The organism is Streptomyces sp. NPDC057543 (assembly GCF_042801895.1).
In the GTDB taxonomy this organism is placed as follows: domain Bacteria; phylum Actinomycetota; class Actinomycetes; order Streptomycetales; family Streptomycetaceae; genus Streptomyces.
The window spans coordinates 1-20,968 of sequence record NZ_JBHVFF010000141.1 but is presented as its reverse complement, the minus strand read 5'-3'; the positions used below and the strand labels follow the sequence as shown (position 1 = coordinate 20,968).

Annotated in this window: 16 protein-coding genes; 3 read left to right on the top strand and 13 right to left on the bottom strand. The window is 71.6% G+C overall.

Going from position 1 to position 20,968, the window contains the following annotated elements; translation table 11 throughout:
• Positions 1–35: 35 nt before the first annotated feature.
• On the bottom strand, positions 36–566 hold the full coding sequence (locus ACFU8Q_RS23025; RefSeq protein ID WP_384456922.1) for an NUDIX domain-containing protein: 531 nt from the start codon (positions 564–566) through the stop codon (positions 36–38).
• A gap of 99 nt (positions 567–665) precedes the next feature.
• Entirely contained in the window at positions 666–2,015 is a 1,350-nt protein-coding gene (locus tag ACFU8Q_RS23020; protein WP_384456920.1) for a transcriptional regulator, read from the bottom strand.
• A gap of 756 nt (positions 2,016–2,771) precedes the next feature.
• On the opposite strand from ACFU8Q_RS23020, the gene ACFU8Q_RS23015 reads away from it, so the two are divergent.
• Complete coding sequence (locus ACFU8Q_RS23015) at positions 2,772–4,259, top strand: PucR family transcriptional regulator (RefSeq protein WP_384456918.1); 1,488 nt, start codon at positions 2,772–2,774, stop codon at positions 4,257–4,259.
• Positions 4,260–4,313: 54 nt separating this feature from the next.
• On the opposite strand, the gene ACFU8Q_RS23010 is transcribed toward ACFU8Q_RS23015, so the two are convergent.
• The gene (locus tag ACFU8Q_RS23010) at positions 4,314–5,489 is read right to left on the bottom strand and encodes an acyl-CoA dehydrogenase family protein (protein ID WP_384456916.1); all 1,176 of its coding nucleotides are present in this window, start codon (positions 5,487–5,489) and stop codon (positions 4,314–4,316) included.
• Positions 5,490–5,626: 137 nt separating this feature from the next.
• Here ACFU8Q_RS23010 and ACFU8Q_RS23005 point away from each other — a divergent pair, with 137 nt between their 5' ends.
• The gene (locus ACFU8Q_RS23005) at positions 5,627–6,760 is read left to right on the top strand and encodes a CaiB/BaiF CoA transferase family protein (protein WP_384456914.1); all 1,134 of its coding nucleotides are present in this window, start codon (positions 5,627–5,629) and stop codon (positions 6,758–6,760) included.
• Positions 6,761–6,973: 213 nt separating this feature from the next.
• Here the strand turns inward: ACFU8Q_RS23005 and pheT are convergent, their stop codons facing one another.
• The 7 genes from pheT to ureA form a co-directional block, all read right to left on the bottom strand.
• On the bottom strand, positions 6,974–9,487 hold the full coding sequence (pheT, locus tag ACFU8Q_RS23000) for a phenylalanine--tRNA ligase subunit beta (protein WP_384456912.1): 2,514 nt from the start codon (positions 9,485–9,487) through the stop codon (positions 6,974–6,976).
• Positions 9,487–10,614, bottom strand: coding sequence for a phenylalanine--tRNA ligase subunit alpha (gene pheS, locus ACFU8Q_RS22995; RefSeq protein WP_384456910.1), 1,128 nt, complete (start codon positions 10,612–10,614; stop codon positions 9,487–9,489). The genes pheT and pheS overlap by 1 nt, the downstream gene beginning before the upstream one ends.
• A gap of 144 nt (positions 10,615–10,758) precedes the next feature.
• The gene (locus ACFU8Q_RS22990; protein ID WP_384456908.1) at positions 10,759–11,988 is read right to left on the bottom strand and encodes an ATP-binding protein; all 1,230 of its coding nucleotides are present in this window, start codon (positions 11,986–11,988) and stop codon (positions 10,759–10,761) included.
• Between the two features lie 138 nt (positions 11,989–12,126).
• On the bottom strand, positions 12,127–13,449 hold the full coding sequence (locus ACFU8Q_RS22985) for an MFS transporter (RefSeq protein WP_384456906.1): 1,323 nt from the start codon (positions 13,447–13,449) through the stop codon (positions 12,127–12,129).
• Complete coding sequence (locus ACFU8Q_RS22980; protein WP_384456904.1) at positions 13,446–15,170, bottom strand: amidohydrolase; 1,725 nt, start codon at positions 15,168–15,170, stop codon at positions 13,446–13,448. The genes ACFU8Q_RS22985 and ACFU8Q_RS22980 overlap by 4 nt, the downstream gene beginning before the upstream one ends.
• Positions 15,171–15,252: 82 nt before the next feature.
• Complete coding sequence (locus ACFU8Q_RS22975; protein WP_384456902.1) at positions 15,253–16,938, bottom strand: urease subunit alpha; 1,686 nt, start codon at positions 16,936–16,938, stop codon at positions 15,253–15,255.
• Positions 16,935–17,546 carry an urease subunit gamma gene (gene ureA, locus ACFU8Q_RS22970; protein ID WP_384456901.1) on the bottom strand — a complete coding sequence of 204 codons (612 nt, stop codon included), beginning with the start codon at positions 17,544–17,546 and terminating at the stop codon, positions 16,935–16,937. Before ureA ends, ACFU8Q_RS22975 begins: the two co-directional genes overlap by 4 nt.
• 121 nt (positions 17,547–17,667) lie before the next feature.
• On the opposite strand from ureA, the gene ACFU8Q_RS22965 reads away from it, so the two are divergent.
• Positions 17,668–18,921, top strand: a complete 1,254-nt coding sequence (locus tag ACFU8Q_RS22965; protein WP_384456899.1) for a PucR family transcriptional regulator — start codon at positions 17,668–17,670, stop codon at positions 18,919–18,921.
• Between the two features lie 237 nt (positions 18,922–19,158).
• Here the strand turns inward: ACFU8Q_RS22965 and ACFU8Q_RS22960 are convergent, their stop codons facing one another.
• The 3 genes from ACFU8Q_RS22960 to rpmI all read right to left on the bottom strand — a co-directional run bounded on the left by ACFU8Q_RS22960 (position 19,159) and on the right by rpmI (position 20,805).
• A complete protein-coding gene (locus tag ACFU8Q_RS22960) occupies positions 19,159–19,992 on the bottom strand; it encodes a TrmH family RNA methyltransferase (protein ID WP_384456897.1) in 834 nt (277 codons plus the stop codon).
• A gap of 125 nt (positions 19,993–20,117) precedes the next feature.
• Positions 20,118–20,501, bottom strand: a complete 384-nt coding sequence (gene rplT / locus ACFU8Q_RS22955) for a 50S ribosomal protein L20 (protein ID WP_018103794.1) — start codon at positions 20,499–20,501, stop codon at positions 20,118–20,120.
• Positions 20,502–20,610: 109 nt separating this feature from the next.
• Positions 20,611–20,805 (bottom strand): 50S ribosomal protein L35, encoded by a 195-nt coding sequence (rpmI, locus tag ACFU8Q_RS22950; protein WP_114243588.1) that lies wholly within the window; start codon positions 20,803–20,805, stop codon positions 20,611–20,613.
• Positions 20,806–20,968 lie beyond the last annotated feature (163 nt).

Genomic DNA, 20,968 nt, shown 5'->3' with positions numbered 1-20,968 from the left:
GCCCCCGCCCGGTCCCGCACTCGGTTCCGGGCGCCTCACCCCAGCCGTAAGTGATGGAGCATCATCAGCCCGGCCACCATGCCGGCGGCCGGGACCTCACCGCGGGCGATCATGTCGGGCACCAGTTTGAGCGGTATCCACTCGCGGCGCGAGGACTCGAAGTCGTCGCTGGGGTGGCCGGTCCAGGTGGCCTCCTCGGACCAGTAGAAATGGTGCCGGGCGTCGGTGAGACCGTTCGACGGCTCCACGGTCAGCAGCGGGCGCAGCGGGCCGGGGCGCCAGCCGGTCTCCTCCTCCATCTCCCGGGCCGCGGCGGCCGTGATGTCCTCGCCGTCCTCGACGACGCCCGCGGCGAGCTCCCAGCCCCAGCTGTCGGTGATGAACCGGTGCCGCCACAGCAGCAGCACCTCGTTGGCCTCGTTGACGACGGTGGCCGCCGCGACGGGGCGGAGCCGGATCAGGTAGTGGTCGAGATGGCGGCCGTCGGGGACGACCACATCTGCCAGATTGACCCGGAACCAGCGGTTCTCATACACAGTTTGTTCGTTCAGGTTCGTCCATTGCACAGTTGTGCCACCTTCCGACAAGTAGGTGGCAACATCGCAGCAGGCGCAGGACCGGAGGGGAATGTACCGGTATCGGCGGGTGCGCATGCGCGGGGGTACTCACAGCGGTACGCGCAACGCCCCGTCGATCAGTTCGGTGGCTCGCCCCGCCTCGGCGCAGCCGCTCGCGATCAGGTCGTCGCGCACCGCGCGCAGCCGGTCGCGCAGCCGCTGCGACTCCATGCCCCTGGCCCGCTCGGCCATCTCCACGGCGGTGGCCGCCGCCCGGTCCGCCTCGCCCTGGCGCAGCTCGATATGGGTCAGCATGGCGAGCCGGTGCACCCGGCCGCGGTCGTGCGCCGGGGTCCGTACGGCCGCCGCCGCGTGTTCCCTGGCCCCGGGCAGATCGCCGAGGCTGAGCAGCGCCTCGGCCACCTGCACATCGACCAGGCCCGGCTGGACGTACCCCGTCTCGTCCGGTTCCTGGCCCGGGCGGATGCGTTCCGCCTCCGACTCGGCGCGCCGGATGCAGTCCAGGGCGCTGCCCGCGTCGCCGAGGTGGGCGTACGCCTTGGCCTGCATCGCATACAGGTCGGCGGCCAGCGCGGGAGTGATGTGGCCACCGGCGGCCCGCAGCGCCGCCTGCGCGAAGGCCACCGACTGCCGGTACTCGGCGAGGCACAGCGACTGATTGACGAGCAGGGCGATCACATAGCCGCCGAGACCCCGGTCCCCGCTCGCCTTGGCCAGCCGCAGCGCCTGGTGGAAGTAGCGCTGGGCGAGCCCGTGCGCGTCGGAGTCGTAGGCGCAGATGCCCGCGACGGCCACCAACCCGCCCGTCGCCCGGTGCAGTTGGCGCCCCGTCGCATCGCTGTACGCGCCACGCAGCAACGGGGCGGTCTCCGCGTTGAGGAAGCCGACGATGCGGGATCGGGTCGCGATTCCGCCTGCTCTGCGGTACATGAGTTCGTAGTGGGCACGGGCCGCGCGCAGGGTCACTATGTCGGCCGCGCCGACCCGGGTGATACCGCTGCGGGAGACATCGAGGTCCTCGGGCGGGTTCTCCCATTCCCAGACGGGCATCACCGCCGTGGTACCCGTGACGGCGGCCGAGGCGAGTATGTGCGGGCGCTGCTGTGCGTCGGAGCGCCACAGCGCGGTGGCCCGCTCGACGAATCCGCCGAGCGTGGACGCGGGCCCGGCCGCACCGGCGCCCGGAGCCGCCATGCCGATGTCGTCCAGCGAAAGAGGCCTGTTCAGCCGGTTCCCGAGCACTTCGCAGACCAGGTCCGGTACCTGGCCGCGGGGGCGCTGCCCCTTCAACCAACGGGCCACCGCGGTGTGTTCGTACCGCAGGCACAGTCCGCGGGAGCGGCCGGCCCGGTTGATGTGCGCGGCGAGGCCGGCCCGGGAGACACCCGCCTCCTCGATCAGGGCCGCCAGCAGAATGTTGGGCTCCGTTGCCCCCATGTGCCCCTCCGGTGGTTCGGCACGCCGAAACGTGTCGCACCAGTGGAGCACGATTCACACGGGGTGTGAACGGAATGCCCGAACCGTCCCGCCGCACGCTCTGGCACTCCGGGGCCCGGATCGGTTGAATCAGTCGTCTCGCAAGAGGCGGCCGGGTCGTCTGCTCCCCCTCGTACAGCCGACGACCCGCACCCGCGCCGTCCGTTTCCGCCGACCTGCCCAACACTCCGTGGCGGCGCGGACGGCGCCGGATCGCACACCCCACTGCCCACGGATCGGAGGGTGGCTACGGGGTCGGCACGGCGCCGGGTTCCCCCGGGCCGGGCCGGGGCCCGCGTGCGGTCCTCGCCGTTCGGCGAGCACGGGAGGGGCGCGTCCGGTGACCGGATGCGCCCCTCCTTACTTCGCGGCCCGGCGGCCGGCGGACGTGGCTGGGGCGCCGACGCCGTCATCACCGCCGGGGACACCGTCTTCAGCGGCCACGGCCTCGTCATCGGCTGCTAAGCGGCTCGATCACGGGAGTGGGCGTCGGGGGCCCGACGGCGGGTGCTCCGGAACGCGTGTCCATGCTCCCTTCGTGCCTGCGGTGGTGTCCGTACCGGGCGGTCCCCGTGGCGGTACGGTCACGCCGGTGGTGGAGACGGTGGGGCCGGTACCGTACGGGACAGATGTGCAGGTGACCGGTCTCGAGGGCTTCATCCTGTGCATGCGCACAGCTCTCGGTGCTGCGGGCTGTGGCAGCCTGTGCTGATGCCCGTGCTTGTGTCTCACCTGCTCGCCCAGCGTGAACTGCGGCTGACCGCGGTCACCGATCCCGGTGACTGGGCCGAGGTGCCCATCAGCTGGTCCTCCACCACCGAGCTGGAGGATCCGGTCCCCTTCCTGCGCGGTGGTGAGCTGGTTCTGACCACCGGCCTGCGCAGGCGTACCCGCCGGGAGTGGGACCAGCTGGTACGTGACCTGGTCGCCGTGCCCGTCGCGGCGCTCTGCATCGGGATCGGGCTGGTTCACGACCGGGTGCCGGCTGGGCTGCGGGACGCCGCCGAACGACACGGGCTCGCGCTGCTGACGTCCCCGGTGGACATCCCGTTCATCCAGATCAGCCGGTGGACGGCGGACCAGATCTTCGCCGAGCAGTACGCCCGGACCCGGCTGATGATCCGCCTGCAGGACGAGATCATGGGAGCCCTGCTCGCGGGCCGCGGCCTGCGTCATCTCGTCGCCGTGCTGGCCCAGCACCTGACCGCGGAGGTCGCTGTCCTCGACACGGCGGGCACGGTGCTGGAGCAGCACCCGTCGGCCGCGCGCTGGCCGGTGGAGGAGGTGGCCGCCGCCTCGAACCAGCCGCAGACAGCGGCCACGTCGGGAACCGTGTCCCTTCCGGTGCGGGCGGATGGCGTCGTCGTCGGGTACATCGCGGCCCGGGGCCCCAGTGAGCAGGTCACCCTGCTCGCGCCGACGGCCAACCTCGTCGGCCTGGAGATCGCGCGGCGCCAGGCGCTGGTGTCCGGCAGCCGCGAGCTGGTCGCGCAGGTGATCGCGGACATCGTCCACCACGGTCTCCCCGAGAAGGAGGCGCAGCGCAAGCTGGCCCAGCTGGGGCTGGATCCGCAGGGCAGCCACCGGGTGGTCGTGGCGAGCTCCGCACACGCGGCCTCCTTGCTGCGGCAGCGCCCCCTCGACCTGGTCGCACTGTTGCAGGGCCGGTCCGATCCGTACCCCATGTGCCCGCTCGACGACGGCATCGTCGTGGTGGTCGGTGCGGACGGCGACGCGCGGACGGTCGCCGACCGGCTGTTGCACTACCTCGACGGCCGGCCCACGGCAGCGGCGGTCGGCGTCAGTGGCCTGCACCGCGGCTCCCACGGCATCCGCATCGGCTATCACGAGGCCCGGCACGCCCAGGGGCAGGGATCCGGCGTGCAGGAATGCCGCACGCTGTCACTCCCCGGCCTGATCCTGAGCAGCGCCGACCTTCCACTGGCGGAACTCGCGAGTAGCCTGCTGGAACCCCTGCGCCGCTACGATGCCGCCCACGGCGCGGCGCTGGAGGCCACCGTGCGCCTCTACCTCGAACACGACGGCTCGATGGCGGACACGTGCCGGGCCATGAACCTGCACCGCAATTCGCTGCGGTACCGGATCGGCCAGATCGAGCGGCTGCTGGGCAAGCGGCTCGGTTCCACCCAGGACCGGCTGGAACTGTGGCTGGCCCTTCAGGTCCTGGCGCCACCGGATGACTGATCCGGCGCGGCCCGCCGGCCCTCGGGGCTCTCGCCGCACCGGGTGGGGCGGGGCTCAGCGGCCCAGTACCTGCCGTGCCATGACGACCCGCTGGATCTGGTTGGTGCCCTCGTAGATCTGCGTGATCTTGGCGTCACGCATCATCCGCTCCACCGGGTGATCGTGTACGTAGCCGGCTCCGCCCAGGAGCTGGACGGCATCGGTCGTGACCGCCATGGCCGTGTCGGAGGCGAGGCACTTCGCGGCGGCGCCGAGGAAGGTGAGGTCACCGGCGCGGGCCTGCGAGGCCGCGGCGGCGCGGTAGGTCAGCGAGCGGGCGGCCTCGATACGCATCGCCATGTCGGCGATCATGAACTGGACCCCCTGGAACTCCGCGACCGGGTGGCCGAACTGCTGCCGCTCGCGTACGTAGTCCGCTGCGTAGTCCAGCGCTCCCTGTGCGATGCCTACGGCCTGTGCCGCGATGGAGATCCTGGTGTGGTCCAGCGTTTCCAGCGCCAGGTGCAGGCCGCGGCCACGGTGGCCGAGCAGCCGGTCGCCGGGAAGGTACACACCGTCGAAGTGGACCTCCTTGGTGACCGAGCCGTGCAGGCCCATCTTGCGCTCCGGGGCACCGTAGGAGATCCCGTCGTCGGCGTCCTCCACGATGAAGGCCGAGATGCCACGCTTGCCCTGCCCGGGATCGGTGACGGCGAAGACGATCAGGACCGCGGCCTCGCCGGCCGAGGTGATCCAGCTCTTGGTGCCCGTAAGCCGCCAGCCGTCCCCCTCGGGCACCGCCCGGCAGGTCATCGCGGCGACATCGCTGCCCGCCTCCCGTTCGGAGATCGCGTAGGCGCACAGCGCCTCGCCGGCGGCCACCTTCGGCAGATACCGGTCGAGCTGTTCGACGGATCCGGCGAGCAGCAGCGGGGTGACGCCGAGCTTGTTGGAGGTCAGCACGGTGGATATGCCCGCGGACACCCGGGCGATCTCCTCGATGGCGATGGCCTGCGCCAGTGCGTCCGCCCCCGCCCCGTCGTAACGCTCGGGAACGCCGAGCGCATGGAACTGCGCGGCGACAAGTTCCGCGTAGCCCTTCTCGGAGAAGACGTCCTCGGCGTCGGCGATCGACGCCAGGGGCTGGATCCGCTCGTCGGCGAAGGCGCGCACGGACAGCCGGAAGTCCTCGTACTCGCTGGGCATCCGGTACGGCAGGTCCGCCTGCGGAGACTGTTCAGAGGTGTTCATGTCTTCAGTCATCCACCTGCCGCCTGCCACCGGCAATGTGCGAACGCACGACGGCGGGGTCCTTCTCCGTGCCGCTGCACATACCGTGTGCCGACTGCTCCTCCTAGCGTTCGGCGCAGTCGAACGAAGGAGTTGCCATGCCGGCTTTGAGCGGAATCCGTGTGCTGGACCTGTCCCGGGTACTGGCCGGCCCGTTCTGTACGTCCCTGCTGGCCGACATCGGCGCGGACGTCGTGAAGGTGGAGCCCCCCAACGGCGACGACACCCGGCATCTCGGGCCGTTCGTGGACGGCATGAGCGTCTACTTCGCCATGCTCAACCGGGACAAGCGCAGCATCGCGCTCGATCTCAAGAACGATGAGGACCTGCGCACGCTGTGGTCCCTGGTGGACCGCGCGGACGTACTCGTGGAGAACTTCCGGCCGGGCGTCGCCGACCGGCTGGGCGTCGGCGCGAAAGCGATGCTCGCCCGCAACCCGGGCCTGATCTACGCGAGCATCTCCGGATTCGGGCAGACGGGTGAGATGTCCGCCCGTCCCGCCTACGACCTGATCATCCAGGCCATGTCCGGGATCATGGAGACCACGGGCCGGGCCGACGGCGAACCGACCAAGGTCGGCGAGTCCATCGCCGATCTGCAGGCCGGCCTGTACGGCTCATGGGCGATCTGCGCCGCCCTCGTCGAACGCGCCCGCACCGGACGGGGGCAGCACCTGGACATCGCGATGCTCGATGCGATGGTCTCCCTCCAGCTCACCAACGCCAGCCTGCTGGCCGCCAACGGCACCCCGCCCACCCGCGTGGGCAACCGCCATCCCGTCTCCACCCCGTTCGGGGTCTACCAGGCAGCCGATGCCCCCGTCGTCCTCGCCGCCGCCAACGACCGCACCTTCCAGAACCTGCTGGTCCTGATCGGACGCCCGGATCTCGCCGACCACCCCACGTACCGCACGGACGAGGCACGCACCGCCCATGAACCGGAGGTCCGCGCCACCATCGAGTCCTGGACGCGGCAGCATTCCGCCGCCGACGTCGTCGCGCTCGCCGGACAGCAGGGCGTTCCCGCCGGCCCCGTACAGGATCTCCAGCAGGCGCTCGACAGCGTCCGGCACCGGGGCGTCACCGGACACTTCCAACACCCCGCCCTGGACGGCATGACCGCACTGCGCCAACCCGTCGCGTTCCAGCACACCCCCCACGCCTCGCCCTCCACCACCCCGGAGCTCGACGCCCACCGCAGCGACGTCCTCCACGACTGGGCCGTCGGCTGAACCCGGACCCGGACGAGCGCTCCAGGCTGTCGGCCCAAAGACCGGCAGCCGGTGGAGCCGACAGCCGAAGGACCCGCACCACCACGCCGCGGCGGCACCGGCCGCCGAGCGGGCGGGCGGAGCCGTGTCGTCCCCGGCGGGCTCCGAAACGTCCCCGACCGCGCGGGGGGGGCCGGAGATCCGGCCCGCCCGGCGGTCGAGGACGAGGGCGCCTCACGCGCCCCGCAGCACCGCGCCCGTCCGCTCGGCGGCGAGCGCCACCGCGGCGTCGCGCGCGGCCGAGGCCTCGTCGACGGTCAGCGTGCGGTCCGCGGCGCGGAACCGCAGCGCGTACGCCAGGGACTTGCGGCCCGCACCGATCTGGTCGCCGGTGAAGACGTCGAACAGCCGCAGCGATTCGAGGAGTTCACCCGCGCCCTCGCGCAGCGCCCGCTCCACCTCGGCGGCGGGGACGTTCTCCGCGACGATCAGCGCGACGTCCTGGGTCGCCACCGGGAAGGCAGAGATCCGGGGCGCCTGGAGCACGCCGTCGGCAGCCTGTTCCAGGACGTCGAGTTCGACCTCCATGGCGCAGGTGCGCTCCGGCAGGTGGAGCTCCTTGATGACGCGCGGGTGCAGCTCACCGGCGTGCCCGAAGAGGGTCTCCGCGCCGTTCACCGTGACGTACAGCGCGGCGCAGCGACCCGGGTGCCACGGCGCGTGCTGGTCGCTCCGGACGGTCACCTCGACACCCGCCTCGCGGGCGATCGTCCGGGCGGCCTCGATGGAGTCCGCCCAGTCGGCCGGACGGCCCCTGCCCCACCAGCCGGCCTGCTCGCGGGCGCCCGCGAGGACGACCGCGGCGCGGCGCGGCTGGCGCGGCAGCGTGGCGTCGAGCCCGGCGATCTCCTCGTCGGTGGGACGGCGGTCGACGGGCAGCCGTACGGCCTTGGTCTCCGCGCCGGTCGGCCTGAAGACCAGGCCGGTCTCGAAGAGGGCGAGGTCGTGGCTGCCCCGGCCGTCGTTGCGCCGCAGTGCGCCGAGCAGACCCGGCAGCAGCGTGGTGCGCAGCGCCGGCTCCTCGTCGGAGAGCGGGTTGACGAGCTCGACCGTACGACGGCGGGCGTCGTCGGTGTCGAGCCCGAGCTGGTCGAGTACGGCGGCGCCGATGAACGGGTAGTTCAGCGCCTCGACGTAGCCGGCTCCGGCGAGCGCCCGGCCGATCCTTCGGTGCAGCCGCTGGCGGTCGGTGAGACCGCGGCCGGACGGCGGCGTCGGGAGGGTGGACGGGAGGTTCTCGTACCCCTCGAGACGGATGACCTCTTCGGCGAGGTCGTTCGGCTCGCTGAGGTCGGGGCGCCAGGACGGCACGGTGACGATCAGCTCGTCCTGCCCGTAGACGTCGCATCCGACCTCCTGGAGGCGGCGTACGACGGTCTCGCGGCCGTAGCCGACACCGGCCACCCGGTCGGGGTGGTCCGCCGGCATCGCGATGGTGCGGGGCGCGGACGGGGCGCTGACCTCGGTGGCACCGGCCTCGGCGGTGCCACCGGCGAGCAGCACCAGCAGGTCGACGGTGCGCTGCGCGGCGGCGGCCGCGGCCTGCGGGTCGGAGCCGCGCTCGAAGCGCTTGGACGCCTCGGAGGACAGCTTGTGGCGACGCGCGGTCCGGGCGATCGAGATCGCGTCGAAGTGCGCGGCCTCTATGACGACCTCGGTGGTGGTGTGCGCACCCTCCTGGACGTCCGCGACCTCGGTGTTGGCGCCGCCCATGACGCCCGCGAGGCCGATCGGCCCGCGGTTGTCGGTGATGACCAGGTCCTCGGCGTCCAGGACGCGGGCCGTGCCGTCGAGGGTGGTGAGCTTCTCGCCCTGCTGCGCGCGGCGCACCCCGATCGGCCCGTCGAGGCGGGTGCGGTCGTAGGCGTGCAGCGGCTGGCCGAGCTCCAGCATCACGTAGTTGGTGACGTCGACGGCGAGCGAGATGGGGCGCATTCCGGCCTTCTGCAGCCTGCGCTGCAGCCAGATCGGGGAGCGCGCCTCGGGCTGGAGGCCGACGACGGTGCGCGCGGTGAACTTGTCACAGCCGATCGGGTCGGCGACCTTGACCGGGTAGCCGAACGCGTTCGGCGCGGGCACGTCGAGGAGCGCCGGGTCGCGCAGCGGGAGCCCGTACGCGATGGCGGTCTCGCGGGCGACGCCGCGCATGGACAGGCAGTAGCCGCGGTCCGGCGTGACGGCGATGTCGAGGACCTCGTCGACGAGCTGGAGCAGCTCGATCGCGTCGGTGCCGACCTCGTGCTCCGGCGGCAGCACGATGATGCCGTGCGTGCCGTCGTCGCCCATGCCGAGCTCGTCGGTGGAGCAGATCATGCCGTGCGAGGTCTTGCCGTACGTCTTGCGCGCGGCGATCGCGAAGTCGCCGGGCAGGACGGCGCCCGGAAGGACCACGACGACCTTGTCACCGACGGAGAAGTTACGGGCTCCGCAGACGATCTCCTGCGGCTCACCGGTGCCGTTGGCGTGGCCGACGTCGACGGTGCAGAAGCGGATGGGCTTCTTGAAGCCCTCCAGCTCCTCGATGGTCAGTACCTGTCCGACGACCAGCGGGCCCTTGAGGCCGGCGCCGATCTGCTCGACGGTCTCGACCTCCAGACCCACGGCGACGAGCTTGGCCTGTACGTCACGGCCGGTCTCCGTCGCCGGCAGGTCGACGTACTCCCGCAGCCAGGAAAGCGGGACGCGCATCAGATCTCCATCCCGAACGGCCGGGTGAACCGGACGTCACCCTCGACCATGTCTCGCATGTCTTCGACGTTGTGGCGGAACATCAGCATCCGTTCGATGCCGAACCCGAAGGCGAATCCGCTGTACTTCTGGGGGTCGACACCGCAGGCGATGAGCACCTTGGGGTTGACCATGCCGCAGCCGCCGAGCTCGATCCAGCCCTCGCTGCCGCAGGTGCGGCAGGGGCGGTCCGGGTTGCCGACGGACGCGCCGCGGCAGACGTAGCAGACCATGTCCATCTCGGCGGACGGCTCGGTGAACGGGAAAAAGTTCGGCCTCAGCCGGGTCTTCATGTCCGGGCCGAAGAGCGCCTGGACCATGTGGTCGAGGGTGCCCTTGAGATCGGCCATGGTGAGGCCCTCGTCGACGGCGAGCAGCTCGATCTGGTGGAAGACCGGGGTGTGCGTCGCGTCGAGCTCGTCGGTGCGGTAGACGCGGCCGGGGCAGACGACGTAGACGGGGGGCTCGCGGTCGAGCAGGGTGCGGGCCTGGACCGGCGAGGTGTGCGTACGCAGCACGACACCGGACTCGTCGGTGTCGGCACCGTCGGCGCCCCGGACGAAGAAGGTGTCCTGCATCTGCCGGGCCGGGTGGTCGGGCACGAAGTTCAGGGCGTCGAAGTTGAACCACTCGGCCTCGACCTCGGGGCCCTCGGCGACCTCGTAGCCCATGGCAACGAAGACGTCCGCGACGCGCTCCATGATGGTCGTCAGCGGGTGGCGGGCACCGGCCGGGACCCGGTCGTAGGGCAGTGTGACGTCCACCGCCTCCTCGACCAGGACGCGGGCGTCCCGCTCGGCCTCCAGCTCCGCCTGACGGGCGGCGAGGGCCTTGCTCACGGCGCCGCGGGCCTGGCCCACGCGCTTGCCCGCCTCGGCCTTGGCCTGCGGGGGCAGTGCGCCGATCTCCCGGTTGGCGAGCGACAGGGGCGAGGTACCACCGGTGTGCGCGGTCTTCGCCTGGGCGAGCGCGTCGAGGTCACCGGCGGCGGCGAAGGCGGCGAACGCCTCGTCCCGCATGCGCTCGATCTCTTCCGGTTTCAGTGCCTCGACCTCGACTGGGTCGTACGACTTGTTCGGTGCCGACATCTCTTCCCGTGCTTCCGATTGGCTGGTACTGCTCTGAACCGGGGACACCCCGGACCCCGCGGCCCCGCTCGACGACTCGAGGACGCAAAGGTGCCAAAGGTCGAGTCTAAGGGTCACCGGATGTGTAGGAGGCCCGTGGGCTGCTCAGACCAGGTAGGCCGGCGCGCTCACGGGCAGAATAAATCGGAATTCCGCGCCGCCTCCGGGGCCGCGGCCGACGGTGATCGTACCGCCGTGCGCCTCGACGATGCCCTTGACGATGTAGAGGCCCAGGCCGGTGCCGCCGCGCTTGCTCCCCCGCCAGAAGCGGGTGAAGACACGGCCCATCGACTCCTCGGGGATGCCGGGGCCTTCGTCGCTCACGGTGACGGCCGTTCCCTTCTCGTCGCTCTTCGCCGGTACGGATGCGGCTGCGACTTCAATGGTGACGGTTCCCTCGCCGTGGCGCACCGCGTTTTCCAGCAGGTTGCCGAGCACCTGGTCGACCTTGTCCGGGTCGGCCCAGACCGCGGGCGTCGGCTGGCAGGTGCGGACGAGGAAGCGGTCGGGGGTCTGGCCGTTCGCCGTGAAGGCCTGGATGTGGCGTTCGACGGCGGCGGAGAGGTCCACGGGCTGCCGGCGCAGCTCCAGCCTCCCGGAGTCGATCCGGGAGATGTCGAGCAGTTCGGCGATGAGCCGGGTGACGCGGCCCGCGTCGGCGTCGACGGTCTCCAGCATCAGGCGCTTCTGATCGTCGGTGAACCGTGTCCACTTGGCGAGGAGGGTCGCGGTGAAGCCCTTGACGGAGGTCAGCGGGGAGCGCAGCTCGTGGGCGACCGTGGCGATCAGCTCGGCGTGGCTGCGTTCGGTGCGTCGCCTGGCCTCGGTGCCGCGCAGCGAGATCACCACCCGGCGTACGGGACCGGTCGGGTGCTCGCGTACGTACCGTGCGGAGACCAGGACCTCGCGACCGCCGGGCAGCAGCAGATTGCGCTCGGGCTGGCCGACCCGGATGGCGAGGCCACCGTACGGATCGGTCAGCGCCCACCAGCGGCGGCCCTTGAGGTCCTCCAGCGGCAGGGCCTGCTCCAGGGGGCGGCCGAGAGCGGCGGCCCGGGGCACGGCGGTGATCCGGGAGGCGGCGGAATTGAAGCAGATGACCCGGCCGGTCTCGTCGGCGATGACCAGGCCGTCGGGGAGGTCGTCGGGATCGACGGTCGCGTCGACGACTCCGGCATCCCGGTCGTGGGTGTCGCGGTGGTGGGTGTCCCGGCCGTACGGATGCTGATCGTCGGAGTCCTGGCCGTCGGCCGGTTCGTCCGCCGGGCCGGGGCCGTCACAGGCGCGCACGGCGGCCGTGTGTGTCCCGCGCGGCCTGCTCATGCCGACAGCCATATCCCGTACCCCACCTCTCGAACCGGTGCAGTGGGCCCCCGAGTTCGTCACCCTACTAGTCGTCGGTGACGGAGCGACACCCTGCGGGGGAGCGCACTCACGCGGTGCACCGTCGGTGGGGTACGGGCATGGCGTCGGTCAGACGGCGACCTCGACCCGGTCCCCGGCCGACCGCTCCGCCCGCTCACGCCGCACGAGCGATCCGGAGGCGAACGATCCGGCGGCCGTGCAGGCCGCGATGACCATCAGGAGCAGGGCCGCGCCCCACGACGCGCCGTTCGCCGCGCCGGTCAGCGAGGTGGCGAGCAGCGGTACGAATCCGGCCACGACGCCCGCGAGGTTGTAGGACATCGCGACGGCGCTGTAACGGAACGCCTCGGGGAACATGCCGGAGACCACCGCGCCGATGGGGGCGTACGGAATGGAGAGTGCGCCGATCCCGAGCCCGACCCCGAGGTAGACCAGTGCGGGCCTGCCGGTGTCGACGAGCCAGAAGGCCGGGAAGGCGACGGCCATGGTGACGAGGCCACCGATCGCGCAGACGGTCCAGGAGCCGATCCGGTCGGCGATCCGTCCCGCGACGACGAGCACGACGATCTCGACGACCGAGCCGATGACGGTGGCGTTCAGCATCACGGACTTGTCGATGCCGAGTTCGTCGGTGCCGTACGAAATGATGAACGTGGTCATCAGGAAGAAGCCGCCGACGCCGAGCAGGGCCGCGCCGATGCCGACGATCATGCGGCCCCAGGTGCGGCGGAACGCCTCGATCAGCGGTGCGGGCTTCGGGCCGTTCTTCTCGGCGTCGGCGAGCATCGCGTGGAAGACCGGCGACTCCTCGATCCGCAGCCGCATGTAGAGCGCGAAGCCGAGCAGCGGGAAGGCGGCGAGGAACGGCAGGCGCCAGCCCCAGGAGTAGAACGACGCGTCGGGCAGCAACCCGACGAGGGCGAACGCGCCGGACGAGATCAGGGTGCCGACGGGCGAGCCGAGCTGCGGGATCGAGGAGTAGCTGCCGTGCTTCTCCTTCGGGGTGTGCTCCAGCGTGAGCAGCATGGCGCCGCTCCATTCACCGCCGACCGAGATGCCCTGCAGGAAGCGGAGCAGCGCGAGGAGGACGGGCGCCCAGATGCCGATGGTGGCATAGCTGGGCAGCAAACCGATACAGCCGGTGGTGACGCCCATCATCACGACGGTGATGATCAGCGCGACCTTGCGGCCGTAGCGGTCGCCGATGTGACCGAAGACGGCCGCGCCGATGGGGCGGGCGACGAAGCCCACGGCGAAGGTGACGAAGGACGCGATGGTGCCGACGGCCGGGTCCAGCTCGGGGAAGAAGAGCCGGTTGAAGACGAGGGCGGCGGCGGTGCCGTAGAGGAAGTAGTCGTACCACTCCAGGGCGGTGCCGGTGAAGGCGGCGATCAGCAGTCGCCGGATGTCCTTGATGTCGGGCGAGCTCACACGTTCTCCTGGGGACGGAGGGCCTGGTGGCCTTGGGGGGACGGGGGAACCGGCTGTGCGGATGTGGTGAGGCCGTGCGGGTCGTGGACGGGATCGCCGTCGACGACGGTCGCGAGGACCTGGATCGATCCGATCCGGTCGGGATCGGTACGGAGCGGATCGGTGTCGAGAAGCGTGAGGTCGGCGAGGTGTCCGGGGACGAGCCGTCCCTTGCGGTCGCCGAAGCCGGTGGCGTGGGCGGAGCCCCGGGTCCAGGCGCGCAGGGCGTCGAGGACCGGGACGCGCTCGCCGTGCCCGTACACGGCACCCGAGCCGGTGCGCCGCTGGACCATGGCCTGGATGGCCGGCAGCGGGGCGCCGGGGGCGACGGGCCGGTCGGAGCTGCCGGGTACGGTCAGGCCGCGGTCGAGCAGCGAGCGCAGCCGGTAGGACCAGGCGGTGCGCCGGGCGCCGAGCGATTCTGCCATCGCGTCGCCGAACGGTGGCAGGAAATTGTGCTGCGGTACGGGGATCACGCCCAGTTCGGCGAACCGGCCGAGCTGGTCGGGGCGGACCACTCCGGCGTGCTCGATGCGGTGGTGCACGCCGGGGCGCGGGAGTTCGTGCCGGGCGCGGGCGAATGCGTCGAGCGCGAGGTCGACGGCCCGGTCGCCGATGGCGTGGGCGGCAACGGTCCAGCCCGCGCGGTGGGCGGCGACGATGGTTTCGGTCATGGCGTCGGCGTCGTTCTGGAGGTACCCGGTGGGGTTCGCCGCCTCCGCCTCGTTGTGCGGGCAGCCGCAGAAGGGTTCGGTGACGGCGGCGGTGCGGCCGAGCAGGGAGCCGTCCAGGAAGATCTTGACGGGACCGAGGGAGAGCCGGTCGTCGCCGAAGCCGGTGCGCATCCCGAGGTCGAGCCCGAAGCCGATGCCGTCGTCGGCGTGCGAGACCAGCGGGTGCAGGACGTCGGAGGCGGCCATGAGCTGGGCCCGGGTGTGGAGCCGGCCGGTGTCGCGGGCGAGCTGGTAGGCGGCGAGTTCGACCGGGGTGTGGCCGATCCAGCCCCCGCCGATGCCGGCCTCCGTGAAGCTGGTGATGCCTTCGGTGAGGTAGTGCCGGGTGGCGGCGCCGACGGCGTCGGCGACGGTCTCCACCGGGTACGGGAGTACGTGCCGCTGCACGAGGCGCTGGGCGGTCTCCTCCAGGAGTCCGTCGGGCCGGCCGTCCTCGTCGCGGGAGACGACCCCGCCGTCCGGGTCGGTGAAGCCGTCGGCCAGGATGCCCGCGAGGCGCAGCACCGGGGTGTTGACGACACAGGCGTGCCCGGAGGTGTGCTTCAGCCACACCCGCCGGCCGCCCGCCGCCCGGTCGAGGGCGTCGCGGTGCGGGTAGCGTCCGCCGGTCCGGTTGTGGTCGAGTCCGGCGCCCATCACCCAGGCGCCCTCGGGCAGTGTGGCGGCGTACGCGGCCACGGCGTCGTACACCTCGTCGACGGTCCGTGCGGCGGAGACGTCGAGCTGGGTGAGGGTGAGGCCGAACCACGCGGTGTGGCAGTGGGCGTCGTTGAAGCCGGGCACGACCGTGGCGCCGCCCGCGTCGAGGACCCGCGCGGCGGGCAGGTGCTCGACCTCCTCGTCGAGTCCGACGACGCGGCCGTGCAGGACGCCGAGGGTACGGGCGGTGGGCCGGTCGTCGTCGAGGGTCAGGATGTTCGCGTTGCGGACCAGCAGATCGAGTTTCACGGGCGAGGGTCTTTCGGGCGAGGGCGAGGGTCTTCCGGGCTCAGGTCGTCGCGTTCGGGTCGTCGCGTTCGGGTCGTCGCACTCACGCGAGGTGGTGCAGCTGGGCGAGCGGTACGGCGCCTGCGGCGGGGGTGCCGGTGGGGACTCCGTCCACGAGGACGGGGGCGGGTTCGCGGGGCACCACGACGTGCGGGGTCGCGGTGTTGTGGAGCATGTCGGCGCGGGTGAGGCCGCGGGAGCCGACGATCGGCGCGTACGTCAGGCCCTTGGGCAGGGCCGCCCGGGCCGCCCGGTCCGCCAGCGCGGCCTCGGCGACGAAGATCCGGGAGAGCCGCGCGGGGGCCTGTCCGAGGGCGCCGAAGTAGGGCTTGTACGTACGGGGCTGGGTCAGCCGGGTCGATCCCGAACCGGACCCCGTGTTGCCCCACGCCACGAACCCGGCCTTGATGACCAGTTCGGGCTTCGAGCCGAAATAGGCGGGGTGCCAGAGCACCAGGTCGGCGAGGCGCCCCACCTGGGCGGTGCCGACCTCGTGCGCGAGGCCGTGGGCGATCGCCGGGTTGAGGGTGATCTTGGCGAGGTAGCGCAGGGCCCGCGCGTTGGCACGGTGCTCGACGCCGCCCTCCCCGGCCGCGAGGGCCTGGAGGTGGGCGAGCTGCCAGGTGCGGCGCACGGTCTCGGCGATGCGGCCCATGCCCATGGAGTCGGAGTTGACGATGGAGATCGCGCCGAGGTCGTGCAGGGCGTTCTCGGCGGCGATGGCATGGGCGCGGATGCGGCCCTTGGAGATCTCCACGTCGCTGGCGGAGTGGTGGTTCTGCCGGTGCACGGTCATCGTCATCGGGAAGAGTTCCCCGACGGTGTTCGGGGTGTACGGGATGGTCGGCGTGGTCGACGACGGCAGGATGTTCGGCTCGGAGAGGATCTCCAGCAGATCGGGGTGGCCTCCGCCGCCCTCCACGTGGTACGCGTGCACGGTCCGGCCCCGGGTGGAGCCGATGGTGTCGCGCAGATAGCCGGACTCGTTCATGGAGTCGGTGTGCAGCGCGACCGGCAGATCGGCGGCCTCGGCCGTGTCGAGGCAGTTGTCGATGATGCGCGGGGTGGCCCCGAAGTCCTCATGGATCTTGAAGCCACCGGCGCCGGCGAGTACGGACTCGTCGAGCAGGGTGCGGGAGCTGGACGAACCGCGGGCCAGGAACGCGATGTTGAGCGGAGTGCCCTGCCAGGAGCTCATCAGGGTGTGCAGGTTGTGGGCCGGATTGCAGCCGATCTCCCAGACCCCGCCGAGCCCCATGCCCACGAGCGTGGTGACCCCGGCGGCGAGCGCGGCGGGCGCCACCTCGGGCGAGGAGAGGTGGACATGGCTGTCCACGATGCCGGGGGTGGCGATCAGCCCCTCGCCCGGGACGACGGAGGTGTGCGAGTCGATGGCGTACTCGACCGGCATCACGTCCGGGTTGCCGACGCCGCCGACGGAGACGATCCGGCCGTCCTTGATCCCGATGTCCGTCTTGCGGACGCCGAGGACCGGGTCCATGAGGACGACCCCGGCGACCACCATGTCCAGCGCGGAGTCCCGGTCGGAGCGGGGCGAGGCGAGCAGCCCGTCGCGCACGGTCTTGCCGCAGCCGCCGAGCAGTTCGTCGCCGGGGGTGCCGTCGTCGGCCTCCACCTCGACCCACAGGGAGGTGTCGCCGAGCCGGATGCGGTCCCCGGCGGTGGGCCCGTACAGCGCGTTGTACGTGCGGCGGTCAATACTGGTCATGCGCGCGGCTCCTCGGACTGGGCGTGCTGCGGGTGGCGGGAGAGGGGGATCAGCGAGACCTCCCGGGACTCCCCCGGTTCGAAGGCCAGCGCGGTGCCGGCCGCGATGTCCAGCCGCAGCCCGCGCGCCGCTTCCCGGTCCAGCTCCAGGGCCGCGTTCACCTCGTGCAGCGGGTAGTGCGAGGAGACGAACACCGTGCGGTCACCGGCGTTGCGGAGGGTGAGGGTGGTGCGCGGGCGCCCCTCGTTGATCCGTACCGGATCGGGGGCGGTCCGTACGGCGCCGGGGGCGGTGCCGGGTGTTCCCGGACCGATCGGCCGGTCGACGGCGACGAGGGCGGTGCCGCTCGGGAAGAGCGCCTCGACCTGCACGGTGGTGACGATGTCGGCCACGCCGTCCATCACCTCGGCCTCGGTGAGCACGGAGCGGCCCACCTCGATCACCTCGTCGAGACCGAGCCCGTCCCAGGCGGCTTCCAGCATCTCGTCGCAGATCAGGGCGATGGCCTCCGGGGTGTTCAGCCGCCGGCCGCGCGCCCTGCGGCGGCGTGCCAGTTCGGCGACGGTGAACAACTGGAGACGCTCCTGCTCGCGCGGCGTCAGATGCACTGCCAGGACCTCCCTGAATGCGGCGGACCCGGAGGGGATTTCCGGATTGCCTCAGCTTCGAGGGCAACGAGCACAAATCCAACGTCGAAACATCACCCGTACAGCCCCTTACATTGGTCATATGCACACTCCGGTTTCGGACTTCCCTCCCCCGTCCCGTCGGATCGCGGAGCTCGCGGGCCAGTGTCTGGACAACATCGACGGCCTGATCGGCCAGTGGATGGAGATGATCAACCCGGTCCGCAGCGCCTACGCGGACCGGGTGCCTGACGCCGACTTCCGCAGCTCCGCCTGGCAGGCGTTCGAGCTGCTGCTGCGTACGGTGGCGCAGCTCCCGGTGCCCGCGCACATCGCGGGGGTGTCGCAGCGCGTGGGCGAGCAGCGGGCCCGGCAGGGTGTCCCACTGGACTCGCTGCTGGAAGCGGCCCGGCTGGACTTCCGGGTGGTGTGGGCGGCGCTGGTCCAGCGGGCCGACGAGGCCGACATGGCGGATCTGGTGACGTCCGCGTACCACGTGTGGGAGGCCGTCGAGTCCCATGTCACGGGCATCATGACGGCGTATCAGCGCACGGTCCTGGAGATGGGCCGGCGCCAGGAGGACGAGCGGCGGATGTGGTTCGCCCGGCTGTTGGAGAGCGAGGGCCGCAATCCGACGGTGGTACGGAACGCGGCGCTGGCCCTGGGCTTCGACGCCGCGGGCACCTATCTGTGCGCGGCATCCCCGGCGTCGGAGGGCTCGGGGCTGCACCGGGCGGCGACGGCGCTGCGCTCTGCGGGCGCTCCGGTGCAGTACCAGGCGGTCGGCGGGGACGCGGTGCTGGTGGTGGAGCTGGGCAGGCGCACCACGTGGCAGTCGGTGCTGGTCCGGCTCGCCTCCACGCCGTGCGGTGTCTCGCCGCAGGCGAACGGGCTCGCGGCGGTGCCCAGGGCCGCCGTGCTCGCCATCGCGACGGCGCAGGTGCTGCCGCCGGACGCCCGTTCACCGAGGCTGCTGGAGGACAGCTGGCTGGACGTGCTGGTGCGGCGGGCCGGGGACTTCGGTACGGATCTGGCCACCGATGTGCTGGGCGGTCTGGACGGCCCCTCGGTGTCGGCCACGGAGGCGGCTCGTCTGCTGGAGACCGTCACGGAGCATCTGCGGGGCAGTGGCTCCATCGCGGACACCGCGGCCGCGCTGTACTGCCACCGCAACACGGTCCAGCACCGCTTCGCCCGCTTCCACGAGCTGACCGGCCGCGACGTCCGCCGCCCCGACGACGCGGCACTGGTCGCGGTGGCCCTGCGGGCCAGGACCGCGGCCGCGGATCAGAACCTGCCCGGCCCGGTAAAGGCCGGGCAGCTCCTGGCGAGTCCGTCCCGGTCCCACAGGACCTGACCCTCCTGGTGCCGTGACCGGCAATGTCTGCCCGGAAGGAGCGTCGTCCGGTGCGTGCGATCGCGAGGCGGCCGGAAGTCCTTGGACGGGGTCTCCCCTGCTCGAACGGAGTTGAGAGCTTGGGGAAGGAGCTACCAGGGCTTTCGGCCAACCGGAAGGAGGTCCCCCCTGGCCCTCAAGGCCTTGGGGGAGTGCGTGCTGGGCGGCGCGACGGGGCAAACGTTGCCGGGAGGGGCACTAGCTGCGCGGGCGCTGGGCCCGTGCGGAGGCGTACAGACAGACGGCCGCCGCAGTGGCCAGATTGAGGCTCTCCGCCTTGCCGTGGATCGGCACCCGCACGACGGCGTCGGCCAGCGCGCGGGTCTCCTCGGGCAGTCCCCAGGCCTCGTTGCCGAAGACCCAGGCGGTCGGACCGCCCATGGTTCCGGCGTCCAGTTCGTCGTCGAGGTCGTCCTCGCCCGCGCCGTCGGCGGCGAGAATCCGTACACCCGCGTCCCTGAGCCCCTGCACGGCCTGCTCGACCGGGACACCGACGACGACCGGAAGATGGAAGAGCGAGCCGACGGAGGCCCGGACCGACTTGGGGTTGTAGAGGTCCACCGAGGCGTCGGTGAGCACGACGGCGTCGGCGCCCGCGGCGTCGGCGCAGCGCAGCACCGTACCGGCGTTCCCCGGGTCGCGTACGTGGGCGAGCACGGCGACCAGTTTCGGCTTCGCGGCGAGGATCGCGTCGAACGGCGAGTCGAGGAAGCGGCAGACGCCGATCAAGCCCTGCGGGGTGACGGTCTGCGACACATCGGCGAGCACACCGCCGTCCGCGAGGTGCACCCGCGCGCCCGCCGCGTGAGCGGCGTCGACGATGTCGGCGTACCGCTCGGCCGCCTCGACGGTGGCGAACAGCTCGATCAGCGTCGGTTCGCCGTCGCTGCCGCGGTGTTCGGCGGCCTCGCGCACGGCCTGCGGCCCCTCGGCGATGAACCTGCGCTCCTTGCCGCGGAAGTTGCGCTTGGCCAGCCGCCGGGCGGCGGTGACGCGTGGCGATCGCGGGGAGATCAGTTCGGGGGTGCCCATGGTCGGCGGCGAGCCTCTCTGCGTACGGAGGTGACGGACGTACGGAAATTGTCGTGCAACGCACCGGACCCGCAGACGACGAGCGCCTGCGGGTCCGGCTCAGAAAACAGGACGTGCGACCTGGGTCAGGCGGCCTTCGGGGCGTTGACGTCGCTCGGGAGAGCCTTCTGAGCGACCTCGACGAGGGCGGCGAACGCGTTGGCGTCGTTGACCGCGAGCTCGGCCAGGATCTTGCGGTCCACCTCGATGTTGGCGGCCTTCAGACCCTGGATGAGGCGGTTGTACGTCATGCCGTTCTGGCGGGCAGCGGCGTTGATGCGCTGGATCCACAGCTGACGGAAGTCGCCCTTGCGCTTCTTGCGGTCGTTGTAGTTGTAGACGAGGGAGTGGGTGACCTGCTCCTTCGCCTTGCGGTACAGGCGGGAGCGCTGGCCCCGGTAACCGCTGGCCTGCTCGAGGATTGCCCGGCGCTTCTTGTGAGCGTTTACTGCCCGCTTGACGCGTGCCACTTTTTAACTCCTTGTAGCGGGGCCGTGGTTGGACTCACACGGCCCGGAAACGAATTGGTCCCGGTCTGAGTCGAGGTCGCCGCCCACGGATTCACCGAGGGCTGCGGACTCACTTGCCGAGAAGCTTCTTGACCTTCTTGGCGTCAGCCGGGGCCAGCTCGACCGTGCCGGTCAGCGAGCGGGTCTTCTTGGACGACTTGTGCTCAAGAAGGTGGCGCTTGCCGGCGCGCTCACGGAGCACCTTGCCGGAGCCGGTGATCTTGAAGCGCTTGCTGGCACCGCTGTGCGTCTTGTTCTTCGGCATCGCGCCGTTCTCTCCTCGTCAGTGGCGCCCCTCTCGGTGCGGGCACCGGACAACAGGGGCGTCAGATCTTGGTGGGAATTCCGTGCAGACCCGGGGCCGCCTGGATGGCGGCCCCCTGAGTCACGCCTCGGAAGGTGTGTGGCCCCGCGCCGCGGGGCGGGGT